The organism is Psychrobacillus psychrotolerans (genome assembly GCF_900115805.1).
GTDB classification, from domain to species: Bacteria; Bacillota; Bacilli; order Bacillales_A; family Planococcaceae; genus Psychrobacillus; species Psychrobacillus psychrotolerans.
In genome coordinates, this window is sequence record NZ_FOXU01000003.1 from 157,872 (window position 1) to 176,551 (window position 18,680).

General features: G+C 37.3%; 15 protein-coding genes and 1 other annotated feature. Of the genes, 12 read left to right on the forward strand and 3 right to left on the reverse strand.

From position 1 onward, the window contains the following. Positions 1-71 precede the first annotated feature (71 nt). The 9 genes from BM260_RS08515 (at position 72) to argF (ending at position 10,771) form a co-directional block, all read left to right on the forward strand. Positions 72-1,976 carry a DUF2207 domain-containing protein gene (locus BM260_RS08515; RefSeq protein WP_093536920.1) on the forward strand — a complete coding sequence of 635 codons (1,905 nt, stop codon included), beginning with the start codon at positions 72-74 and terminating at the stop codon, positions 1,974-1,976. Between the two features lie 74 nt (positions 1,977-2,050). Beyond that, positions 2,051-3,139 carry a M42 family metallopeptidase gene (locus BM260_RS08520; RefSeq protein ID WP_093536921.1) on the forward strand — a complete coding sequence of 363 codons (1,089 nt, stop codon included), beginning with the start codon at positions 2,051-2,053 and terminating at the stop codon, positions 3,137-3,139. Positions 3,140-3,672: 533 nt separating this feature from the next. Then, the gene (locus BM260_RS08525) at positions 3,673-4,341 is read left to right on the forward strand and encodes a response regulator transcription factor (RefSeq protein WP_093536922.1); all 669 of its coding nucleotides are present in this window, start codon (positions 3,673-3,675) and stop codon (positions 4,339-4,341) included. Next, on the forward strand, positions 4,338-5,705 hold the full coding sequence (locus BM260_RS08530; RefSeq protein WP_093536923.1) for a sensor histidine kinase: 1,368 nt from the start codon (positions 4,338-4,340) through the stop codon (positions 5,703-5,705). The genes BM260_RS08525 and BM260_RS08530 overlap by 4 nt, the downstream gene beginning before the upstream one ends. Before the next feature lie 144 nt (positions 5,706-5,849). After that, positions 5,850-6,761 carry an ABC transporter ATP-binding protein gene (locus tag BM260_RS08535; RefSeq protein WP_093536924.1) on the forward strand — a complete coding sequence of 304 codons (912 nt, stop codon included), beginning with the start codon at positions 5,850-5,852 and terminating at the stop codon, positions 6,759-6,761. After that, positions 6,758-7,468 carry an ABC transporter permease gene (locus tag BM260_RS08540; protein ID WP_093536925.1) on the forward strand — a complete coding sequence of 237 codons (711 nt, stop codon included), beginning with the start codon at positions 6,758-6,760 and terminating at the stop codon, positions 7,466-7,468. The genes BM260_RS08535 and BM260_RS08540 overlap by 4 nt, the downstream gene beginning before the upstream one ends. Further along, positions 7,469-8,200: an ABC transporter permease gene (locus BM260_RS08545; protein ID WP_093536926.1), complete on the forward strand. Its 732-nt coding sequence runs from the start codon at positions 7,469-7,471 to the stop codon at positions 8,198-8,200. A gap of 13 nt (positions 8,201-8,213) precedes the next feature. Continuing rightward, positions 8,214-9,473 (forward strand): erythromycin esterase family protein, encoded by a 1,260-nt coding sequence (locus tag BM260_RS08550; RefSeq protein WP_093536927.1) that lies wholly within the window; start codon positions 8,214-8,216, stop codon positions 9,471-9,473. 332 nt (positions 9,474-9,805) lie between these two features. After that, positions 9,806-10,771, forward strand: coding sequence for an ornithine carbamoyltransferase (argF, locus tag BM260_RS08555; RefSeq protein WP_093536928.1), 966 nt, complete (start codon positions 9,806-9,808; stop codon positions 10,769-10,771). A gap of 294 nt (positions 10,772-11,065) precedes the next feature. Here argF and BM260_RS08560 read toward each other — a convergent pair whose 3' ends face one another. The 3 genes from BM260_RS08560 to sspI all read right to left on the reverse strand — a co-directional run bounded on the left by BM260_RS08560 (position 11,066) and on the right by sspI (position 13,915). Then, positions 11,066-12,058 (reverse strand): bile acid:sodium symporter family protein, encoded by a 993-nt coding sequence (locus BM260_RS08560; protein WP_093536929.1) that lies wholly within the window; start codon positions 12,056-12,058, stop codon positions 11,066-11,068. 9 nt (positions 12,059-12,067) lie between these two features. After that, a complete protein-coding gene (locus BM260_RS08565; RefSeq protein WP_093536930.1) occupies positions 12,068-13,453 on the reverse strand; it encodes an FAD-binding oxidoreductase in 1,386 nt (461 codons plus the stop codon). A 252-nt stretch (positions 13,454-13,705) separates the two neighbouring features. Beyond that, a complete protein-coding gene (sspI, locus tag BM260_RS08570) occupies positions 13,706-13,915 on the reverse strand; it encodes a small acid-soluble spore protein SspI (protein ID WP_093536931.1) in 210 nt (69 codons plus the stop codon). A gap of 91 nt (positions 13,916-14,006) precedes the next feature. On the opposite strand from sspI, the gene BM260_RS08575 reads away from it, so the two are divergent. The 3 genes from BM260_RS08575 (at position 14,007) to pheT (ending at position 18,641) form a co-directional block, all read left to right on the forward strand. Continuing rightward, entirely contained in the window at positions 14,007-14,771 is a 765-nt protein-coding gene (locus tag BM260_RS08575; protein WP_093536932.1) for a TrmH family RNA methyltransferase, read from the forward strand. Between the two features lie 52 nt (positions 14,772-14,823). Continuing rightward, positions 14,824-15,057 (forward strand) — a binding site (T-box leader). Positions 15,058-15,178: 121 nt separating this feature from the next. Then, positions 15,179-16,216: a phenylalanine--tRNA ligase subunit alpha gene (gene pheS / locus BM260_RS08580; RefSeq protein WP_093536933.1), complete on the forward strand. Its 1,038-nt coding sequence runs from the start codon at positions 15,179-15,181 to the stop codon at positions 16,214-16,216. A 13-nt stretch (positions 16,217-16,229) separates the two neighbouring features. Next, the gene (gene pheT, locus BM260_RS08585; RefSeq protein WP_093536934.1) at positions 16,230-18,641 is read left to right on the forward strand and encodes a phenylalanine--tRNA ligase subunit beta; all 2,412 of its coding nucleotides are present in this window, start codon (positions 16,230-16,232) and stop codon (positions 18,639-18,641) included. The last annotated feature ends 39 nt before the right edge of the window (positions 18,642-18,680 follow it).

The following is an 18,680-nucleotide window of genomic DNA, read 5'->3' on the forward strand; positions in this document are numbered from 1 at the left end:
AGTTGAAAGTTGAAACCTTTTCACAGACAAACCGTAAAATAGCAACATGTCATGGAATGGTGGTGTAATTGATGAAAAGGTTTCTTGTTTCTATTATATTAGTATTAATCTCTCTCTCTTTTGGGCTAGTAGCGGAAGCAAAGTCCTATGCCATTGAAAGGGTACATATAAAATCTTGGATTCAGCCAAACGGAGATCTTTTAGTAAATGAAGTGTTTACATACAATTTTAAAGGGGCATTTTTTAATTTACGTCGTTCTTTCCCTGAAGATCACGGAAAAAACGTAGAGGAATTTTATGCGTATAAGCTTGGTCAAGTAAACTTGGAACCTGGGTTTATAGAACAGTCTTTGATGACACCCTTGGAAGTGACTCAAGAAAAGGGAACATTCTATTCGGGAATAGATCTTCGTGATCAACAAGTATCATTTTTGTATGCCTATACACTTAAAAATGCTGTCACTGCTTACGACAATTATAATGAGCTGGATATTGTTTACTTTGAAGATGGAGAGGCACATGATCAGGATTACTTTAATGTAACGATTGATTATATTTTACCGGAAACAGTTGAAACGAATAAGTTTGAAGGTGTTTTGTATAATAAAGTAAAAGGGTTAACGGAAAAAAATACTTTTGGGATTCGGTTTTATAGTCATATGTCAAGAGCCTATACTGAAACGAAAACTAGTTTAATATTTCCAGCTGACCAGATTTCGCTAACCGAAAAATCTAAAGCATCGATATCTTACAAAGACGCATTGACATATGAAATAGATGAACAAAAAAAGTGGAATAAAAGAATCTCCTACATGGATAAAATTTTCTCCTTCATACCGAAAGTGACCTTTGGAATTCTAATCATTATTGTGAGCTTTCTCTTATTCTTACCACAAAGACATTTTTGGAGAAAAGGAAGTAGCGATGAAGTTTTAAGTACAGATATATTATATTTATTTTTTGTAGATAAATGTGGGAAAACCCATCCAAAAGCTTTCCTTGCAGGTCTTTTTTCATTAGTAGAAAAAGGGGCAGTTAAGGTAAAACTAGCAAAGTCTGCTCTTCGTTTTAAAGATGATCCAAAAGCTCCTGAAGAAACGCTAGATTTCAGGCTTACAAAAGGGGAAACAGCAACTGCTATATTTGAAAAACAAATGATTAGTTGGCTTTTTGTCACTAGAAGTGGATCTAGGAAGTGGGCATTTCATTTACATGATGCTGCAGGGGCCGCGAGGGATAATAAGAACTCAAAATACTTTCATACTAAAGTAAAAAACTTTAAAAAGAAACAAGCAGAGTGGCATCATTTAGTAGAAAAAGAGCTAGAAGAGGCGCGAGCTATTAATAGTAGAATTCCATTGCTAATTATCACTTTAGCTACACTAATAGTTTCAATAATTACTATGTTGGCATATTACGCTAATGTACAAAGCAATTTAGCCATTGCTTGTATTGGAGTATTTACGATTATTTTCTTAGTCATACTATGGATAAAGAAACGTTCCACATTATTTTTCAGTATATATATTGTACTGTTGTTTTTCTTTTCCCTATCCATTGGCAATGAAGATGCAGTCAATTCAATCATTGGGTTACTGCTATTGTTTATTATGTTTTACCTGGCATTACCAAAGTATATTCTTTCGATGAATGCTGTGCGAGCAAAAGATGCAGTACGATTCTATAGAAAAGAGTTAAAGAATGGCATACCAACTAATTTGAATGAAATCGAACAAGAAAAATGGCTAGTTAGAGCTTATTTACTAGGCAGAAAAAATATTGCTATTCCAGTTGAGAAATTTACTATTCCCCTTGCTACAGTGTTACTCGCAAGTACAGATCCTATAGACTTTGTTAGAAAGTCTTGGTGGTGGACCAAAGATTCGACGTCCTCTTCTGATGGCGGATTTTCTGGAGGAGATTCGTCCGGAGGGGGAGGAGATAGTGGTGGCGGTGGTGGAGCAGGAGCTGACTGAGGTGTTTTAAATTTTGAAAATGCCATTAATTTAGAATATAATTAAATGGTACATATATTTAGGAGGTCGAAATAATGCCGAAGCTAGATGAAACATTAACGATGTTAAAAGATTTAACAGATGCAAAAGGAATTCCTGGTAATGAGCGTGAACCAAGAGAAGTGATGGAAAAATATATCGCGCCTTTCGCAGATAAAATTGAATACGATAATTTAGGCAGTCTTATTGCAGAAAAAGTTGGAGATCCGAATGGTCCTAAGATAATGGTAGCAGGACATTTAGATGAAGTAGGATTTATGATCTCCAAGATTGATGACAAAGGATTCTTGAGTTTCCAAACAGTAGGTGGTTGGTGGTCTCAAGTTATGCTAGCGCAACGAGTAACAATTGTAACGCGTAAAGGGGATACAATTACTGGTATTATTGGCTCAAAACCTCCTCATATACTATCTCCAGAAGCTCGTAAAAAAGCAGCTGACGTAAAAGATATGTTCATTGATATAGGTGCATCTTCTAAAGAAGAAGCAATGGAATGGGGCGTATTACCAGGAGATATGGTAGTTCCTTATTTTGAGTTTTCAGTCATGAACAACGAAAAACTTCTTTTAGCAAAGGCTTGGGATAATCGTATTGGCTGTGCAATTGCAATCGATGTATTAAAAGCACTGAAAGATGAAAAACATCCAAACATCGTTTATGGAGTAGGAAATGTCCAAGAAGAGGTTGGCCTTCGAGGAGCGAAAACAACTACAAACAAAATTAAACCAGATATCGGCTTTGCAGTAGATGTAGGTGTAGCTGGAGACACTCCTGGAATTACGGCAAAAGAATCGACAAGCAAAATGGGAGAGGGTCCTCAAATCGTATTGTTTGATGCATCCATGGTTTCCCACAAAGGGTTACGTGATTTCGTAACGGATACTGCAGATGAGTATAATATACCTTATCAATTTGAAACGATTCCAGGTGGAGGAACTGATGCAGGTTCTATGCATATTTCTGTAAATGGTGTTCCTTCTCTAGCGATTGGAGTTGCTACTCGCTATATACACTCTCATGCAGGAATCTTGCACAGAGATGATTATGAAAATACAGTAAAACTAATCGTTGAAGTTATAAAAAAATTAGATCGCGATGCAGTAAACAAAATAACTTTCGATTAAATGTAGGTGTTTATAGGGTAAGGCTGATTCGCAAAATTTTAGGACAAAATGCAAAAAACCTTCTGACAATGTCGGAAGGTTTTTTGCGTGTCTAAAAGAACTGAATTATTAGATGTGAATTAAAATAAGACATTTATTCAACTGTTAAATTAGTGATTTATTACAGAAAATCTTCGATTATATCGAATGACACGTAATGATAGTGTATAAAGGAAATAGTAATGAAAATAAACTTTCAATTCAAATAAAATATATGTTATAGTTATGGTAATTTAAACCAATACTGGAGCGCATTTAAAAGAGATAACCTACATATCTAGCGAGGAGGAGTGGGATATAGCTATTATAGTAAATAATATTAATCCTAGAATAGGGGTTAGAGAATTATGACTATATTTTATAAAAGGCATTCTCTAATTTGAGAATGCCTTTTAATTGAGTGTATCGTAAGTCCAATTTTATAAATTTTGCGCACCACTATGGTGATAAATAACCGACGAGCCAATCACAGTCAAAAACTAAGGAGGATGAAAATGGTACATATTCTTTACATAGAAGACGAAATTGATATAGGGAGCTGGGTGAGAAAGGATTTAACGGAGAGAGGGTATGAGGTGACATGGCTGAAATCTGGGGAGGATGCGGAAAAGTATATTTCACAAGTGGATATGGCTATTTTAGATGTGATGATTCCTGGGTTAGATGGTTTTTCTATTGGTAGACGTATGAAAAAAGAAAAGGGAGACCTGCCTATTTTAATGCTTTCTGCGCGAACTGCGGTGGAAGATAAAATAGAGGGTCTAAATTTTGCAGATGATTATTTAACTAAACCGTTTCATCCGGATGAGCTTGCAGCACGTGTAGAGGTATTGTTACGGAGATACCAAAAGAATGATGATGTATTAAAGCTTCAGCATTTGATGGTTTATACAAAAGATATGAGAATTGCTGATCAAGAGACGGATGAGGAAATTCAATTAACGGGTAAGCAGTATCAACTTTTGCAGTTTTTCGTTCGTCATTTAAATCAAATACTAACGAAAGAGCAGTTGTATGAGGGAGTATGGGGAGAGCGTTATATCGAGGGAGATAAGACGTTGATGGTGCATATTCGTTATTTACGAGAGAGAATTGAAAGGAACCCAGCAAAACCAACTATCATTGAAACGATTCGTGGAATCGGGTATAGGGTAAAAATATGAAGCGTTTTTTCCAATCATTATTAGCAAAGTATATGTTCCTTATTTTATTAGCTCTCTTCATTGTTCAAATTTCCTACTTAATTATCGCGTTATTTGTGTTTGGTATTTCCAAAAATGGAGAGGATCCAATCCAAATGCAAGATATGCTAGTTGAAAGTGAAATTGAGGGGAAATGGCATCAGGAAGCAAACGCTTTGCAAAACGTTACAAGTGAGTCTATTCAACAGCATTTTGACAATTGGAAACAGCAGCATCCAAAAGCATCGATGTTCTGGGTGGACGGTCAAGGGACGCTCGCTAACCAAGAAGACGTGATGGAGCAGCTGCCGGCCAAGTGGTCATCTGCATATACAGCTAAATTTATAAAAGAGCATTATGGGGGAGACCCATTTACGGTTATTGCGTTTGTCGGGCAAGAAGAAAGCAATGGTTTCGTTGTACTGGAGATGCCGAGGTCCGAGTTTGATCCGCCGCTAGCACATATTTATGATCGATATGGAATCATTTTCGTGTTTGGTATTGTTTTTATCATTTTCCTATTTATATTGGTTTCCTTTTTATTCTTTCGTAGTATTAGAAAGCGTTTATTACACTTGCAGGAGGCCATGGAAATACGGGACGTGGATGGGCTACCGATCGAGATTGCACTGAAAAAGAAGGACGAAATTGGACAGCTTGAAAAAACGTTCAATCAAATGGTATGTGAGCTGAGGGAAAGTAAACAGCGAGAACAGCAGGAGGAACAGCTACGTCGAGAGCTGATTGCTAATCTTTCTCATGATTTGCGTACCCCTTTAACAAAGGTGAGGGCGCAAACCTATTCTATTGCTAAAGAGAGTTTATCAGAGGATGGTCAAAAAGCGATTAAGTCGTTGGAAGCTTCTGTTGTGAATATTGACAGGCTAATGGAAAACTTGATGTCGTATACATTGCTCATGGCTAGTAAATATAAATTTGAATCACAGGAAATGGACGTTCTTCGCTACATCCGAGAAAGTTTAGCTTTATGGTACCCCGTCTTCGAAAAGGAAGGATTTGAAGTGGAAGTCCATCTGGTTCCATTTGAGCAAAACAAATGGGAGATTGACCCGATTTGGTTAGGAAGCATAGTAGATAACTTATTGCAAAATGTGCTTCGCCACGCAAAAAAAGGCGGATATATTTGTGTCAAAACAGAATCTACCAATCTCTATGATGCAATCGTCATTTTAGACAGAGGAAATGGAATGAAAAACGCATCCAACGAAGCGGGAGCAGGTATCGGCTTGTCCATTGTTGATATGATGGTCAAGGGCATGAAGCTGGATTGGGATATTGAATCCGGTGAAAAGGGAACAACTATCAAAATAAAGAAATACAAGTGAAGGTGTATTTGAAAGGTGGGCCTTTCAAGTACACCTTTTTTATGGCCGGGCGTTTTTTTACCCGGTTTTTTTAAACAAAATTTAACCTTACCCCTTACCTAGTTTTAACATTCTATCTCTAACATAGATAATGAGGTGAGGGAAATGGAATATGTAGTACAGACAACCAATCTATCCAAACGTTTTGGGAAGGAGAGTGCCGTGATAGGGCTAGATATGAAAATACGTAAAGGAGAAATATACGGATTTTTAGGACCTAATGGAGCGGGGAAGACAACAACCATTCGTATGCTTTTAGGCTTGATGAAAGCTTCGTCTGGAACGATTCAAATCTTTGAAAAGGATTTAAATAAAGAAAAAATAAATATTTTAAAAAGAGTGGGTTCCCTAGTAGAGAACCCGTCCTATTATCCGCATTTAACTGCGTATGAAAATTTAGAGGCATTAAGAAAAATACTAGGCGTTCCTAAAACGAGAATCCATGAGGTATTAGAAATAGTTCGATTGACTGAGGTTGCAAATAAAAAGGTAAAAGGATTTTCCCTAGGAATGAAGCAGCGATTAGGGATTGCCGCTTCCCTATTAAACAGTCCTGAGTTACTAATCTTAGATGAGCCAACTAATGGACTAGATCCATCAGGCATTATAGAAATTCGTAATCTAATCAAACAGCTGCCTGCGGAAACTGGAATGACCATTTTAATCTCCAGTCATTTATTAACAGAAATCGACCAAATGGCGACGACAGTTGGAATCGTTACGAAAGGGAAAATGATTTATCAGGATTCCATCGAAAGTTTGCGCATGTATGCCCAGCAAAAGGTTTTATTAAAGGTTAGTGACAGCGAGCAAGCGTGGCGTTCACTATTAGGCAATGGTATAAAAGCAGATTGGGAGGACGGTATTATTTTATTGTCTGAGCATTCCGATGGAAAAGTTGCTAAGGCGATCCATACTCTTGTACATGAAGGCTACTCTATTTACCGTGTAGAAGAGGAAAAAAGATCATTGGAAGATATCTTCCTCCAAATGACCACAAGGGAGAAGGTCATATGATCGGTAAACTTTTACGGGCAGATTTTTTGAAGATTAAACGAAAAGGACTATGGTTCCTATCATTTTTAGGTCCCTTCGGAGTTATTGCGCTGCAGATGGTCAACTACGGAGTTCGAAAGGATTATTTGCTAAACCAAAGTGATGATGATTGGGGATATTTTTTAGAATATGTACATTCCTTTACCCCACTAGCACTGGTTTTGGGAATTGCGATTTTAACTTCATTTATGGCAAGTATAGAAAATGAAACGAACGCATGGAAGCAGCTGATTTCATTGCCTGTTTCCAAAATGAGTGTGTATTTATCGAAATTCATGGTACTTGGTAGCTTGTTATTTGTATCTTCGCTTCTGTTAGGGGTATTTTCTTTAGGCTATGGCATTCTATTAAACTTAGGAGATCAAATACCTTACTTGGAGTTATTAAAGTATAGCTTCTATCCATACTTAGCAGCGTTGCCTATACTTGCATTACAGCTCTGGATTGCCTCTGTGAGCCAAAATCAAGGAATTCCGATTACGACAGGGGTATTAGGTGTTATATTTGCGTACTCTGCTTTTATATTACCTGATTGGATGATTTGGAAGTGGCCTTCTTTAATGAACGAGTGGGATGAACCATTGATCAATGTCATGCTTGGAATCGGAGTAGGCACACTATTGTATATTGTTGGAATGCTCGACTTTACGAGAAGGGATGTGAAATAAATGGTATCGATTTTACAATCGGAATGGTTTAAGTTTCGACATTCAAAGATTATGTTCATCATCTTGACTGTACCGATTATTGGTATATTCCTTGGATTCACAAGCAGATTTTCTAATGAGGATTTTGAAATCAATGAGTGGTATTTGTCCTTGCTATCTATGAATTTAACCTATGCTTTACTATTTTTACCTTTGATAACAGGAGTTTTAGCAAGTGCTATTTGTAGATACGAACATCAGGCAGGTGGGTGGAAACAGCTACTGGCATTACCTGTGACAAGAGGAAGGGTATTCATCGCGAAGTATGTATTGTTAATAGTGCTAGTCCTAGTTATGCAAGTATTATTTTTTGTCGCTGTATACATAGTCGGAATGATAAAGGGATTCACTGATCCTTTCCCAATGGTGATTGTTTGGAAAAGCTTAGTTGGAGGATGGGTAGCGACTTTACCATTAATTGCTTTACAGTTATGGATGTCCATACTGTTCAAGAGCTTTGCAGCGCCATTTGCCATTAATGTGATTCTTACATTGCCTACTATACTTGTCGTAAACTCTGAGCGTTTTAGTTCTTTCTATCCGTGGGCACAGCCATTTTTAATGATGTATATCGGGGGAGAAACCGGAGATACCTTTTACGTTCCTTGGGTACAATTATTAACCGTTGTAGGCGGAAGTTTTATCTTATTTTTTGTCGGAGGGTATTTATATTTTCAAAGGAAAGCAGTTTAAGGGGATGATAATAATGTTGAATAAGAGCTATTTAGTATGTGCTGCTATCTTGCTTTCTATTTTTTTGGCAGGATGTAGCAGTGGCAAAGCGGTTGATAATGCAGAATCATATATTTCAACAGTGGATGCTATGGATATCCCGGATCATGTTAAGCTGATCGGTTTAGGAGAGGCAACACATGGGAATGTGGAATTTCAAGAGCTGAAAAAAGAAGTATTTAAAACGCTAATTAAACATGAAAACGTCCGCGTATTTGTTATAGAAGGCGACTTTGGAGGTGGGCAGCAAATAAACGAATTCATTTTACATGGAAATGGTACCGCCGAAGAGGCAGTAAATACGCTAGACTATGGTATTTATCAAACAGAGCAAATGGTCGAACTTGTTCAATGGCTGCATGATTATAACGCTTCAGTTAACGAGCAAGAGAAGGTTTACTTTTATGGAAATGACATGCAGCGCTATAACTACAGTAAAGAAGGAGTGCTTAAATACTACAAAACAGTAAACCAAGATGCATTTAAAAATTATGAATTAAAACTTGAACATGTCTCGAATGAGAAAATGCGTGAGTTAACTACGGAACAGTTAAACGAGACCAAGCAAACAATAGATGAGATAATTCTAGATTTACAATCGAATGTAGCAGCTTATGTGGGAAAATCAACAAAGGAAATGTACACTTTTGCCCTACAATACGCACAAATCATGAAGCAGCGTACGCAATTGTTCTTAAATGATAAAGATTATATGCAGCTGCGAGATGAGTATTTGACGGACAATATGCAATGGATTATGCAATTTGAAGCAACCAGAGGTAACGAGAAAGTATTTTTTAACGGTCATAATGGACATATAGAAAAAACTTCTGCGTCATTAGCCGGCTACAAATCGATGGGCAATTATTTAGATGAGTTATACGGGGATGAGTATTTTGCAATTGGTACGGATTTTATAGAGAGCAATTTTCAGTCAAAAAATAGCAGCTCTGGAGATCGTAAAAATTATAAAGTGAAAAATCACAATGCTTTAGTAGATGCTTTCAAAGAGGTGGAATCAAATATTTTTTACGTGGATTTTGAAAAGGCGAGTGAGTCCGGTGATTTAGAGGAGATAGTTTCGAAGGAGCAAAAGATGGCAAACATCGGCGATGATTTCCGCATGTGGTATAAATTTTTAAAGATGTTTTACACAATAGAAATGACGCCGAATGAGGCATATGATGGTATCATTATTGTAAAAGAAGCTACACCGACAAGTGTGAAAGAATAGAAATAATAAAATTCCATTCTATTTTGTAAAGAGATATTTTAGGGTTTTTATTAACTATGGGTTTAAATAAAAAAGGGAAACCGCTCACGCGATTCCCTTTTTTATTTTATTGTTATTGTTATGCGCTTCTTCTCTTGCCACATATTTTTAGGTATTCATTAGATTTTCCAAAATAGAAAATGAAGTAAAACCATGAAGTAGGAAGCATAAAGAGGCGAAAAGAATAGGAAGGAATTTAAATTTAATTAATGTATATAAATACACTTGACTTTATATTTATTCAGACATATAATAAAAATTACATAAATATACGGAAAAAGGAGTTTTTATAAATGAAGTTACTTGAGTGGGTGAATTTAAAAGTAGTGGATAGTTTAAAGGGGAAAGACCTATTAACACTTTTAGATTACTCTAAGGAGGAAATAACGGACCTAATCCAGTTAGCAGTTGACTTGAAGATGTTGACGAAGGCTGGTAAATGTCCTCCTTTATTGGAAGGTAAAACTTTAGGGATGATTTTTGAGAAACATTCAACCCGAACAAGAATCTCCTTTGAAGTAGGCATGAAGCAGCTAGGTGGTAATGGTATGTTCATGAATGCACGTGATTTACAGATTGGGCGTGGCGAATCTGTATATGATACAGGGCACGTATTATCTGGTTATTTAGATGGAATCATGATCCGTGCAAATTCACATGCGATGGTTAAAGAACTTGCCGAGCATGCTAGTATTCCTGTAATTAATGGATTAACAGATATTTTTCACCCGTGCCAGGCACTTGCAGATATCTTAACGATTCATGAAGTGAAAGGATATACCGCTGGCTTGAAGCTTGCATATATAGGGGATGGAAACAATGTCGCACATTCACTTGTGATAGCAGCTGCCAATATGGGAATGCATATTGCGGTAGCAACACCAGTTGGCTATGAAGCTAATGAGCAAATACTAGAAAAAGCTAAGGCAATTGCTTTAGAAAATGGTGGGTCGCTGTTCGTATCGAATGATCCAATTGAAGCAGCAGTTAATGCGGATGTTGTATATACAGATGTCTGGACTTCGATGGGTCAAGAAGATGAAACGGTAAAAAGACTGGCTGATTTTAAAGACTTCCAGATTAATGATGCATTAGTGTCAAATGCAAAAGACGATTATATGTTTTTGCATTGCTTACCTGCTCATCGTGAGGAAGAGGTTGCGAGCTCTGTAATTGATGGTCCTAATTCTTATATTTTCCAACAAGCAGAAAATCGCTTGCATGCACAAAAAGCAGTACTTGCATCGGTTATGGCTTAAAAAGGTTTCACCAAATGGAGAAGGCAGGGTATGTCTATTCATTTGTAAGTATAAATATTTCCGTGATGCTGCTTATCAAGATGGATAGCTTCATCACTACATAGGAAGAGTGATTCGGGAGACGCTGAATCACTCTTTATTACATAAAAAATGTCTTAGTTGTCGATTATGTCGACGATTAAGACATTTTTTTTATGCTTCATTTCACTATCGAATTATCTTGTTTAGGCAATACAACTCGGCCAGTCCAATAAAAAAGTATAGTGGCCTGCACTCTACTCAAAATAATGAAGTTTATTCAAATTGGGCTTTTGTTGTTGTGCTGTCACTAGAATTTACAGTGTTCTCTTTTGCTTCTTCCTTCACAGGACGTTTAGACCAGTAAGTGGCTAAGATCGGTCCAGAAATATTATGCCATACAGCACCTAATGCACTCGGTAGTGCTGCAAGTGGTCCTAGATGAGCGGTTGCAAGTGCTACTCCTAATCCAGAGTTTTGCATGCCTACCTCAATAGAAATTGCTCGTCGATCTAACTCCGATAATCCCATGATTTTTGCGGCATAATATCCTAGCAGTAAGCCTGCTCCATTATGCAAGAATACTCCTAAAAATACTAGTAACCCAGCAGAAGCAATATTATCTACATTTCCTGCAACAACAGCAGAAACAATCGTGATAATTGCTAATACTGAAATTAAGGGTACTACGTTTATACTCTTCTCTACAACAGTAGGGAACAACTTCTTCACTAATAATCCAAGGATGATTGGAACAATAATTACTTGTATTATGGACCTAAACATATCAACTGCATTTACTGGCATCCACTGTCCTGCAAATAAAAGCAATAATGCTGGTGTTAGTAAAGGAGCTAGCAGCGTGGAGAAGGATGTCATCGTTATAGAAAGTGGAACATTACCTTTAGCCAAATAAACCATTACATTAGATGCAGTCCCTCCGGGTACAGAACCAAGTAATACTAGTCCGGCTGCTAATTCACTAGGCAAATTCAACAAATATGCAATGGCAAAAGCGGTAATTGGCATTATTAGAAACTGTGCAATTACGCCGAATATTACTGGTTTAGGGTGTGTTGCGATTAATTTGAAATCGACAGCCTTTAAAGTCAAACCCATCCCAAACATAACAATACCTAGTAAAATCGTAATATACTTTCCAAATGGTAAAAATGTTTCCGGTATTAAAAATGCTACAACTGCAACAATAATTACGAGAAAAGCAAAATACTTACCTGCAAAATTACTAATGGACTCTAACAATTTCATGTTATACACCTAACTTTCTATATTTACGATTTTTTTGGGATTTAATATATTATTTGGATCGAGAGCTATTTTAATTTTTTCCATCACCTGTAAGGCTGCTCCGTGCTCTAAAGCTTGGTATTTTTGTTTGCCAATACCAACGCCGTGTTCACCTGTACAAGTGCCGTTACGCTCCAAAGCATAATGAACAATTTTTTCATTGAAAGATTCTGCCTTCGCAACTTCCGCTGCATCAGTCATGTCAATCATCAGAATCGCGTGGAAATTTCCATCTCCGACATGCCCAGTAAGTCCGCCTATGAGTCCAATCGAGCTTAATTCATTACGTGCATATACGACTGCATCAGCTAGTTCCGAAATAGGAACACACACATCGGTAACCATCATCTTTTTGCCGACATTCCCGTGAATATAAGCATAAGCTAGGTTATGTCTAGCATCCCAAAGCTTTGTCCGTGCTGTATTATCCGTTTCGAATTGAATATCCACGCAGCCATGGTCTTCCATTATTTCTTTTGTAAACTCGACATCTTGTTTTAGTCCTGCCTCATTTCCGTCAAATTCTAAAAATAAGGTTGGGCTTTCTACATAATTCGTTTCGCTAAAACGATTTACTTGGCGAATCGATTCTTCGTCGACTAATTCTACGCGTGCTATTGGAATTCCAGTCTGTAAAATAGAAGTGACGGCTTCTACCGCGCTTTGAACAGAAGGGAATACTGCTCGAGCTGCAGTAGTAAATTCAGGTATCCCGTATACTCTTAGTGTTAACTCAGTAAAACAACCAAGTGTCCCTTCCGAGCCAACAAATAGTCCGTTTAAGTGGAACCCAGATGCTGATTTTGCCGCTAAACTTCCCGTGTGTATAACAGTTCCATCTGCAAGGACAACTTCTAAATCACGAACTTGATCACGCATGACACCATATTTAACAGTTGTAGTCCCACTTGCATTAGTTGCAGCCATTCCACCGAGTGTTGCATCTGCTCCTGGGTCTACGGAGAAGAACAGTCCATACTTTTTTAGTTCTTTGTTTAATTGTGAACGTGTCACCCCAGGTTGTACCTTTACTAGTAAATCATTTTCTCGCACCTCTAATATTTTATCCATTAAAGAGAAGTCAATTGTAATTCCGTTATCATACGGAATTATATGACCTTCTAAACTGGAACCACGTCCAAAAGGGACGACGGGAATCTGATAATGATTGGCTAGTTTCATAATTTCACTAACTTCATTCGTGTTTTTCGGAAATACAACTATGTCAGGAAGACATATCTCATGATACGACTCATCTTTGCTATGTAATTCTCTTACGGTTAGATTGATTGAAACCTGGTCTTCTTTTAAAACTTTTTTTAGTTTAGGTAAAATATTTTCAATAGATGTACTCACTTTATTCGCCTCTTTAATAGAATGATATATTTATTAGAATATTTAGAAGGATTCCAATAAAATGATTATAATCATTAATAATGAAAAGGTAAACTAAGGAAATTGTATTATATGGATATAAAAGTAAATTAATATATTGCATATTGACTTTAAAAACTAGTGTAATAGTGTTGTAAGCGTTTTATTTAATTTTAAAAATATTTTGACTAAACAAAAATTCCGCGAAGATTTTTTATCTCCACGGAATTTCATTCATTTTGCAAATGCAGTTGCCAATTCGTTTAATACAGATTGTTTGTTAGATTCGTCTGTCATGTTCCACCATTTCTCAAAAAATACACCAAGTCCAGGTAGTAAATGTTCTTCGCCTTTTTGGATAGCATCTTCTACTACACCGCGAATGTCTGATGCAGTGTGACCTTTCATATTAGCAGTTATCGCTTCTCTAATTTGAAAATCCAATTTTCATCACTCCTCGCAATTATCTTCCCCAAACTCTCGCCAGTTATACATGATTTTGTTACACTTATATAAAAAAGGCGGTTACATATAGATGAAACGAATTGAATCACCCCAAAATACGCTAGTAAAGCATTGGAAAAAATTATTAAGCGTACGCAAAGAACGAGATAAAAGTGGCGAATTTCTAATAGAAGGTTATCACCTAATTGAAGAAGCGATAAAACAAAAAGAAAATGTGTTAACAATCATGATCAGTGATAATAGTGAAATTCCTAACAATTGGGATGTAGACAATTTAGAAATTGTCGAAATAAATGATGTGATTAAGAAAGAACTTGCGGAAACAGAGCATACACAAGGTATATTTGCACATTGTAAACAACAAACTGTGAAGGAAGAAGAGCATGATAACTGGAGTCGTCTATTGTTAATAGATGCTGTGCAGGATCCAGGGAACATCGGTACAATGATTCGGACTGCAGATGCTGCTGGGATTGATGCTGTTATTCTTGGAAAAGGATCTGCAGATGCCTATAATTCAAAAACGTTACGGTCAGCACAAGGATCACATTTTCATTTGCCAATTATTAAAGGAAATCTTCCTGACTGGGTTGAGAAGTTGAAAGAACGAAAAGTAACCGTATTTGGCACAGCTTTTGAAAATTCTACTCCTTTTCATGAAGTGAAAAAAGTGGATGCGTTTGCGTTAATCGTTGGAAATGAAGGTAGTGGTATGAACAAAGAGCTTCTCGAGCAAACCGATCAAAATATTATCGTTCCTCTATTGGGACAAGCAGAATCACTAAACGTTGCAGTAGCTACTGGAATTCTGTTATATGGCCTTACTTTAAAATAAATCAGACTTGAACAAAAATACTAAAGTCCGTATAATAGATGTAATATGATATATAAAAGCTGTCATCGGGAAAAGTATATATGCCAATTCGACATAAGGGATTTTACACCTTGACTGAAAGTGTAACTAGAGAATGCATATAGAAGTTCACCCCGTTAGCTGCCACCGGGACCAGCAATTGCTGTAAAGGTGTGCCGGTGTAGAGCCGTTAGTCGAATTGAGTGATTGCACACTGTTTTTGTGCAATAATCAGGGTGGTACCGCGAAATTAGTCCTCGTCCCTTTTATAGGGGCGGGGATTTTTTATTTTGTACATATTTTGAGAAGGGATACTTCTTAGCGAGATAAGGTACAAAATTTGTTGTCCAATCAGACAAGGCGAATTTGATTAAGGAGAGATCATTAACATGGAAGCACAACTTCAACAGTTAAAAGAAGAAGTACTACAAAAAATTGAAGCTTCAGCGAGCGTCAAAGAACTAAATGACGTGCGTGTTGCCTATTTAGGGAAAAAAGGACCGATTACGGACCTTCTAAAAGGAATGGGTAAACTTCCAGCAGAAGAGCGTCCAAAAATGGGGGCACTAGTAAATGTAGTACGTGAAGAAGTAACTACTGTATTAGAAGCTCGTATGACTTTACTTCAAGAACAAGCTATTAATGAACAGCTAGAAAAAGAATCTATTGATGTAACATTACCAGGTCGCCCTATTAAGACTGGAAATCATCATCCACTTACTCGTGTAGTAGAAGAGATTGAAGATTTATTTATCAGCATGGGGTATGAAATTGCGGAAGGTCCAGAAGTAGAGAAAGACTATTATAATTTCGAAGCGTTGAACTTACCAAAAGGTCATCCAGCTCGTGATATGCAGGATTCTTTCTATATTTCAGAGGATATTCTACTGCGTACACATACTTCTCCAGTTCAAGCAAGAACGATGGAAGCAAAAGAAGGGCAACCGATCAAAATTATATGCCCTGGTAAAGTGTATCGTCGTGATAATGATGATGCAACGCACTCACATCAATTCACACAAATTGAAGGGCTTGTAATCGGTGAAAATATTCGAATGAGCGACCTGAAAGGTACTCTTTCTATATTTGCGAAGAAAATGTTCGGGGACGATCGTGAAATTCGTCTGCGCCCAAGCTTTTTCCCATTCACAGAGCCTTCGGTTGAAATGGATATTTCTTGTTTTAAATGTGGCGGCGATGGTTGTAACGTTTGTAAGAAAACAGGGTGGATTGAAATTTTAGGTGCAGGTATGGTTCATCCAAACGTCTTAGAGATGGCTGGATATGATTCTAAAAAACTTTCTGGATTTGCATTTGGTATGGGTCCAGAACGTATTGCAATGTTGAAATATGGAGTGGAAGATATTCGTCATTTCTATACGAATGATGTGCGTTTCTTATCGCAATTCCACCGAACAGAAGTGTAAGGAGGAATTTGACATGTTAGTTTCGACGAAATGGTTATCAGAATATGTAAATACACAAGGGTTAGATCCAAAAGATTTAGGAGAGAAAATCACACGTGCAGGTATTGAAGTGGATGCTGTGATTGATCGTTCTCATGGAATGACAAATGTTGTCGTTGGGTATGTAAAAGAAAAAGTGAAACATCCGGAAGCGGATAAGCTGAATATTTGTCAGGTAGATGTTGGCGAAGAGACTACTCAAATTATCTGTGGAGCACCTAATGTAGAAGCAGGACAAAAAGTAATCGTTGCTCGTCCAGGAGCAGTACTTCCAGGCGGCATGAAGATTAAAAAAGCCAAGCTTCGCGGAGAAGAATCAAACGGTATGATTTGTTCGCTTCAAGAATTAGGGATTGAAGGACGCCTTGTTTCTAAAGCGTATGCGGATGGAATTTATGTTCTTCCGGAAACAGCAGTTCCAGGGGAAAGTGTACTCCCATTACTAGGCTTAGATGATGTAGTTTTAGAACTTGGGTTAACGCCTAACCGTTCGGACGCATTAAGTATGCTCGGAGTAGCTTATGAAGTTGGTGCAATTTTATCTGAGGATATGCAGTATCCTGAAGCATCTTATTCGGAAAGCAATGAAAAAGCCTCTGATTATTTGAACTTAAAAGTAGAGGCAATGGAAGAAAATCCAATGTATATTGCAAAAGTTGTGAAGAATATTCAAGTGAAAGAATCACCACTTTGGTTACAACATCGTTTAATGGCTGCAGGTGTTCGTCCACATAATAATGTAGTAGATATTACGAACTATGTATTGATGGAATACGGTCAGCCTCTACATGCATTTGACTATGATCGTCTAGAAACGAAAGAAATTGTTGTTCGTCTTGCAAGTGAAGGGGAAAAAATTGTTACCCTTGATGATCAAGAACGTACATTAAAATCAAATCATTTAGTTATTACAAACGGTAAAGAGCCAATTGCCATTGCCGGTGTAATGGGTGGGGCTAATTCGGAAGTTCATAATGATACGACAACGGTAGTTATCGAGTCAGCATACTTTGCTAGCGGATCAGTTCGTCAAACTTCAAAAGATCACAACCTACGCAGTGATGCGAGTGCGCGTTTTGAAAAAGGTGTCGATCCTAACCGTGTAATTCTTGCGGCAGAACGTGCAGCAAGTCTTCTTGCAGAGTTAGCAGGAGGAGAAGTGTTAGCTGGTTCAGTAATGGTTGATGAGCTAGACAAAACTCCAGCTGAAGTGGTTGTATCTCCGGACTTCATCAATAACCGTTTAGGGATGAAAATATCCTTAGAGGATATGACATCAATTTTAACTAGATTGAAATTTGACTACCAAGCAGCGAATGGTCTTTTGTACATTAAAGCGCCAACTCGTCGTCAAGATATTAAAATTGAAGAAGATATAATAGAAGAAATTGCTCGTATGTATGGCTATGATGAAATCCCAATGACTTTACCAGTCGAGGAATCTAAACCAGGCGGATTATCATCTTACCAAGCAAAACGTCGTCAAGTACGTGCCTATTTAGAAGGTGCAGGTCTTTACCAGGCGATTACGTATTCATTAACTTCTAAAGAAATGTCTCAAAAATTTGCTTTAGAAACTGCTCCTGTAACCGAGTTATTAATGCCAATGAGTGAAGATCGTAGTATCCTTCGTCAAAGCTTAATACCACATCTACTAGAAGCAGTAACATATAATACAGCGCGCCAAGCAGATACAGTTGCGCTTTATGAAGTAGGATCTGTTTTCTTAGGTGAAACAGAATCAGGTTTACCTCATGAGCAAGAGCATCTAGCAGCAGTAATTTCTGGTAAATGGTTAGATCATAGCTGGCAGGGTGAGAAAAAAGCAGTTGATTTCTTTGTGTTAAAAGGAATTGTAGAAGGATTAATGGAACTTCTTGGTCTTTCAAAAGAAGTTGTATTTGAACGTACTGAAGTAGACGGGTTACATCCTGGACGTACTGCTTCTATCAAATTAGCTGGAGAGGAAATTGGGTTAATCGCTCAATTACATCCATCAGAGCAAAAAACTCGTGATTTAAAAGAAACCTATGTATTGGAATTGAACTTAGCCAAAGTGCTAAACAAAGAAGTTGAAGCATTGTATTATGCACCAGTTTCTAAATTCCCGTCCATTTCACGTGATATTGCATTAGTCGTAGATAGTGAAAAAGCTACCGGAGAACTGCAAGCAATTATCCATTTATCTGGTGGTAGATTACTTAAAAATGTACATCTATTCGATTTATATGAAGGAGAAAAAATGGAACCAGGCAAGAAGTCGGTTGCATTCTCCCTAACATATTTCGATCCAGAGCGTACACTTACAGATGAAGAAGTAGTAAATGCTCATAACAAAGTATTAAAAGCACTTGCTGAAAAAGCAGGAGCAGAGTTAAGAGGATAATGAATACATTTAGAGCAGTGCCAAATGGTGCTGCTCTTT

Bases quoted from the DNA above. Each gene is read 5' to 3' on its own strand.
- BM260_RS08535 (WP_093536924.1), top strand. From the start codon at position 5,850: ATGGAATATGTAGTACAGACAACCAATCTATCCAAACGTTTTGGGAAG.
- BM260_RS08525 (WP_093536922.1), top strand. From the start codon at position 3,673: ATGGTACATATTCTTTACATAGAAGACGAAATTGATATAGGGAGCTGG.
- BM260_RS08575 (WP_093536932.1), top strand. From the start codon at position 14,007: ATGAAACGAATTGAATCACCCCAAAATACGCTAGTAAAGCATTGGAAA.
- BM260_RS08515 (WP_093536920.1), top strand. From the start codon at position 72: ATGAAAAGGTTTCTTGTTTCTATTATATTAGTATTAATCTCTCTCTCT.
- BM260_RS08560 (WP_093536929.1), bottom strand. From the start codon at position 12,058: ATGAAATTGTTAGAGTCCATTAGTAATTTTGCAGGTAAGTATTTTGCT.
- pheT (WP_093536934.1), top strand. From the start codon at position 16,230: ATGTTAGTTTCGACGAAATGGTTATCAGAATATGTAAATACACAAGGG.
- BM260_RS08530 (WP_093536923.1), top strand. From the start codon at position 4,338: ATGAAGCGTTTTTTCCAATCATTATTAGCAAAGTATATGTTCCTTATT.
- BM260_RS08545 (WP_093536926.1), top strand. From the start codon at position 7,469: ATGGTATCGATTTTACAATCGGAATGGTTTAAGTTTCGACATTCAAAG.
- pheS (WP_093536933.1), top strand. From the start codon at position 15,179: ATGGAAGCACAACTTCAACAGTTAAAAGAAGAAGTACTACAAAAAATT.
- BM260_RS08540 (WP_093536925.1), top strand. From the start codon at position 6,758: ATGATCGGTAAACTTTTACGGGCAGATTTTTTGAAGATTAAACGAAAA.
- BM260_RS08520 (WP_093536921.1), top strand. From the start codon at position 2,051: ATGCCGAAGCTAGATGAAACATTAACGATGTTAAAAGATTTAACAGAT.
- argF (WP_093536928.1), top strand. From the start codon at position 9,806: ATGAAGTTACTTGAGTGGGTGAATTTAAAAGTAGTGGATAGTTTAAAG.
- BM260_RS08550 (WP_093536927.1), top strand. From the start codon at position 8,214: ATGTTGAATAAGAGCTATTTAGTATGTGCTGCTATCTTGCTTTCTATT.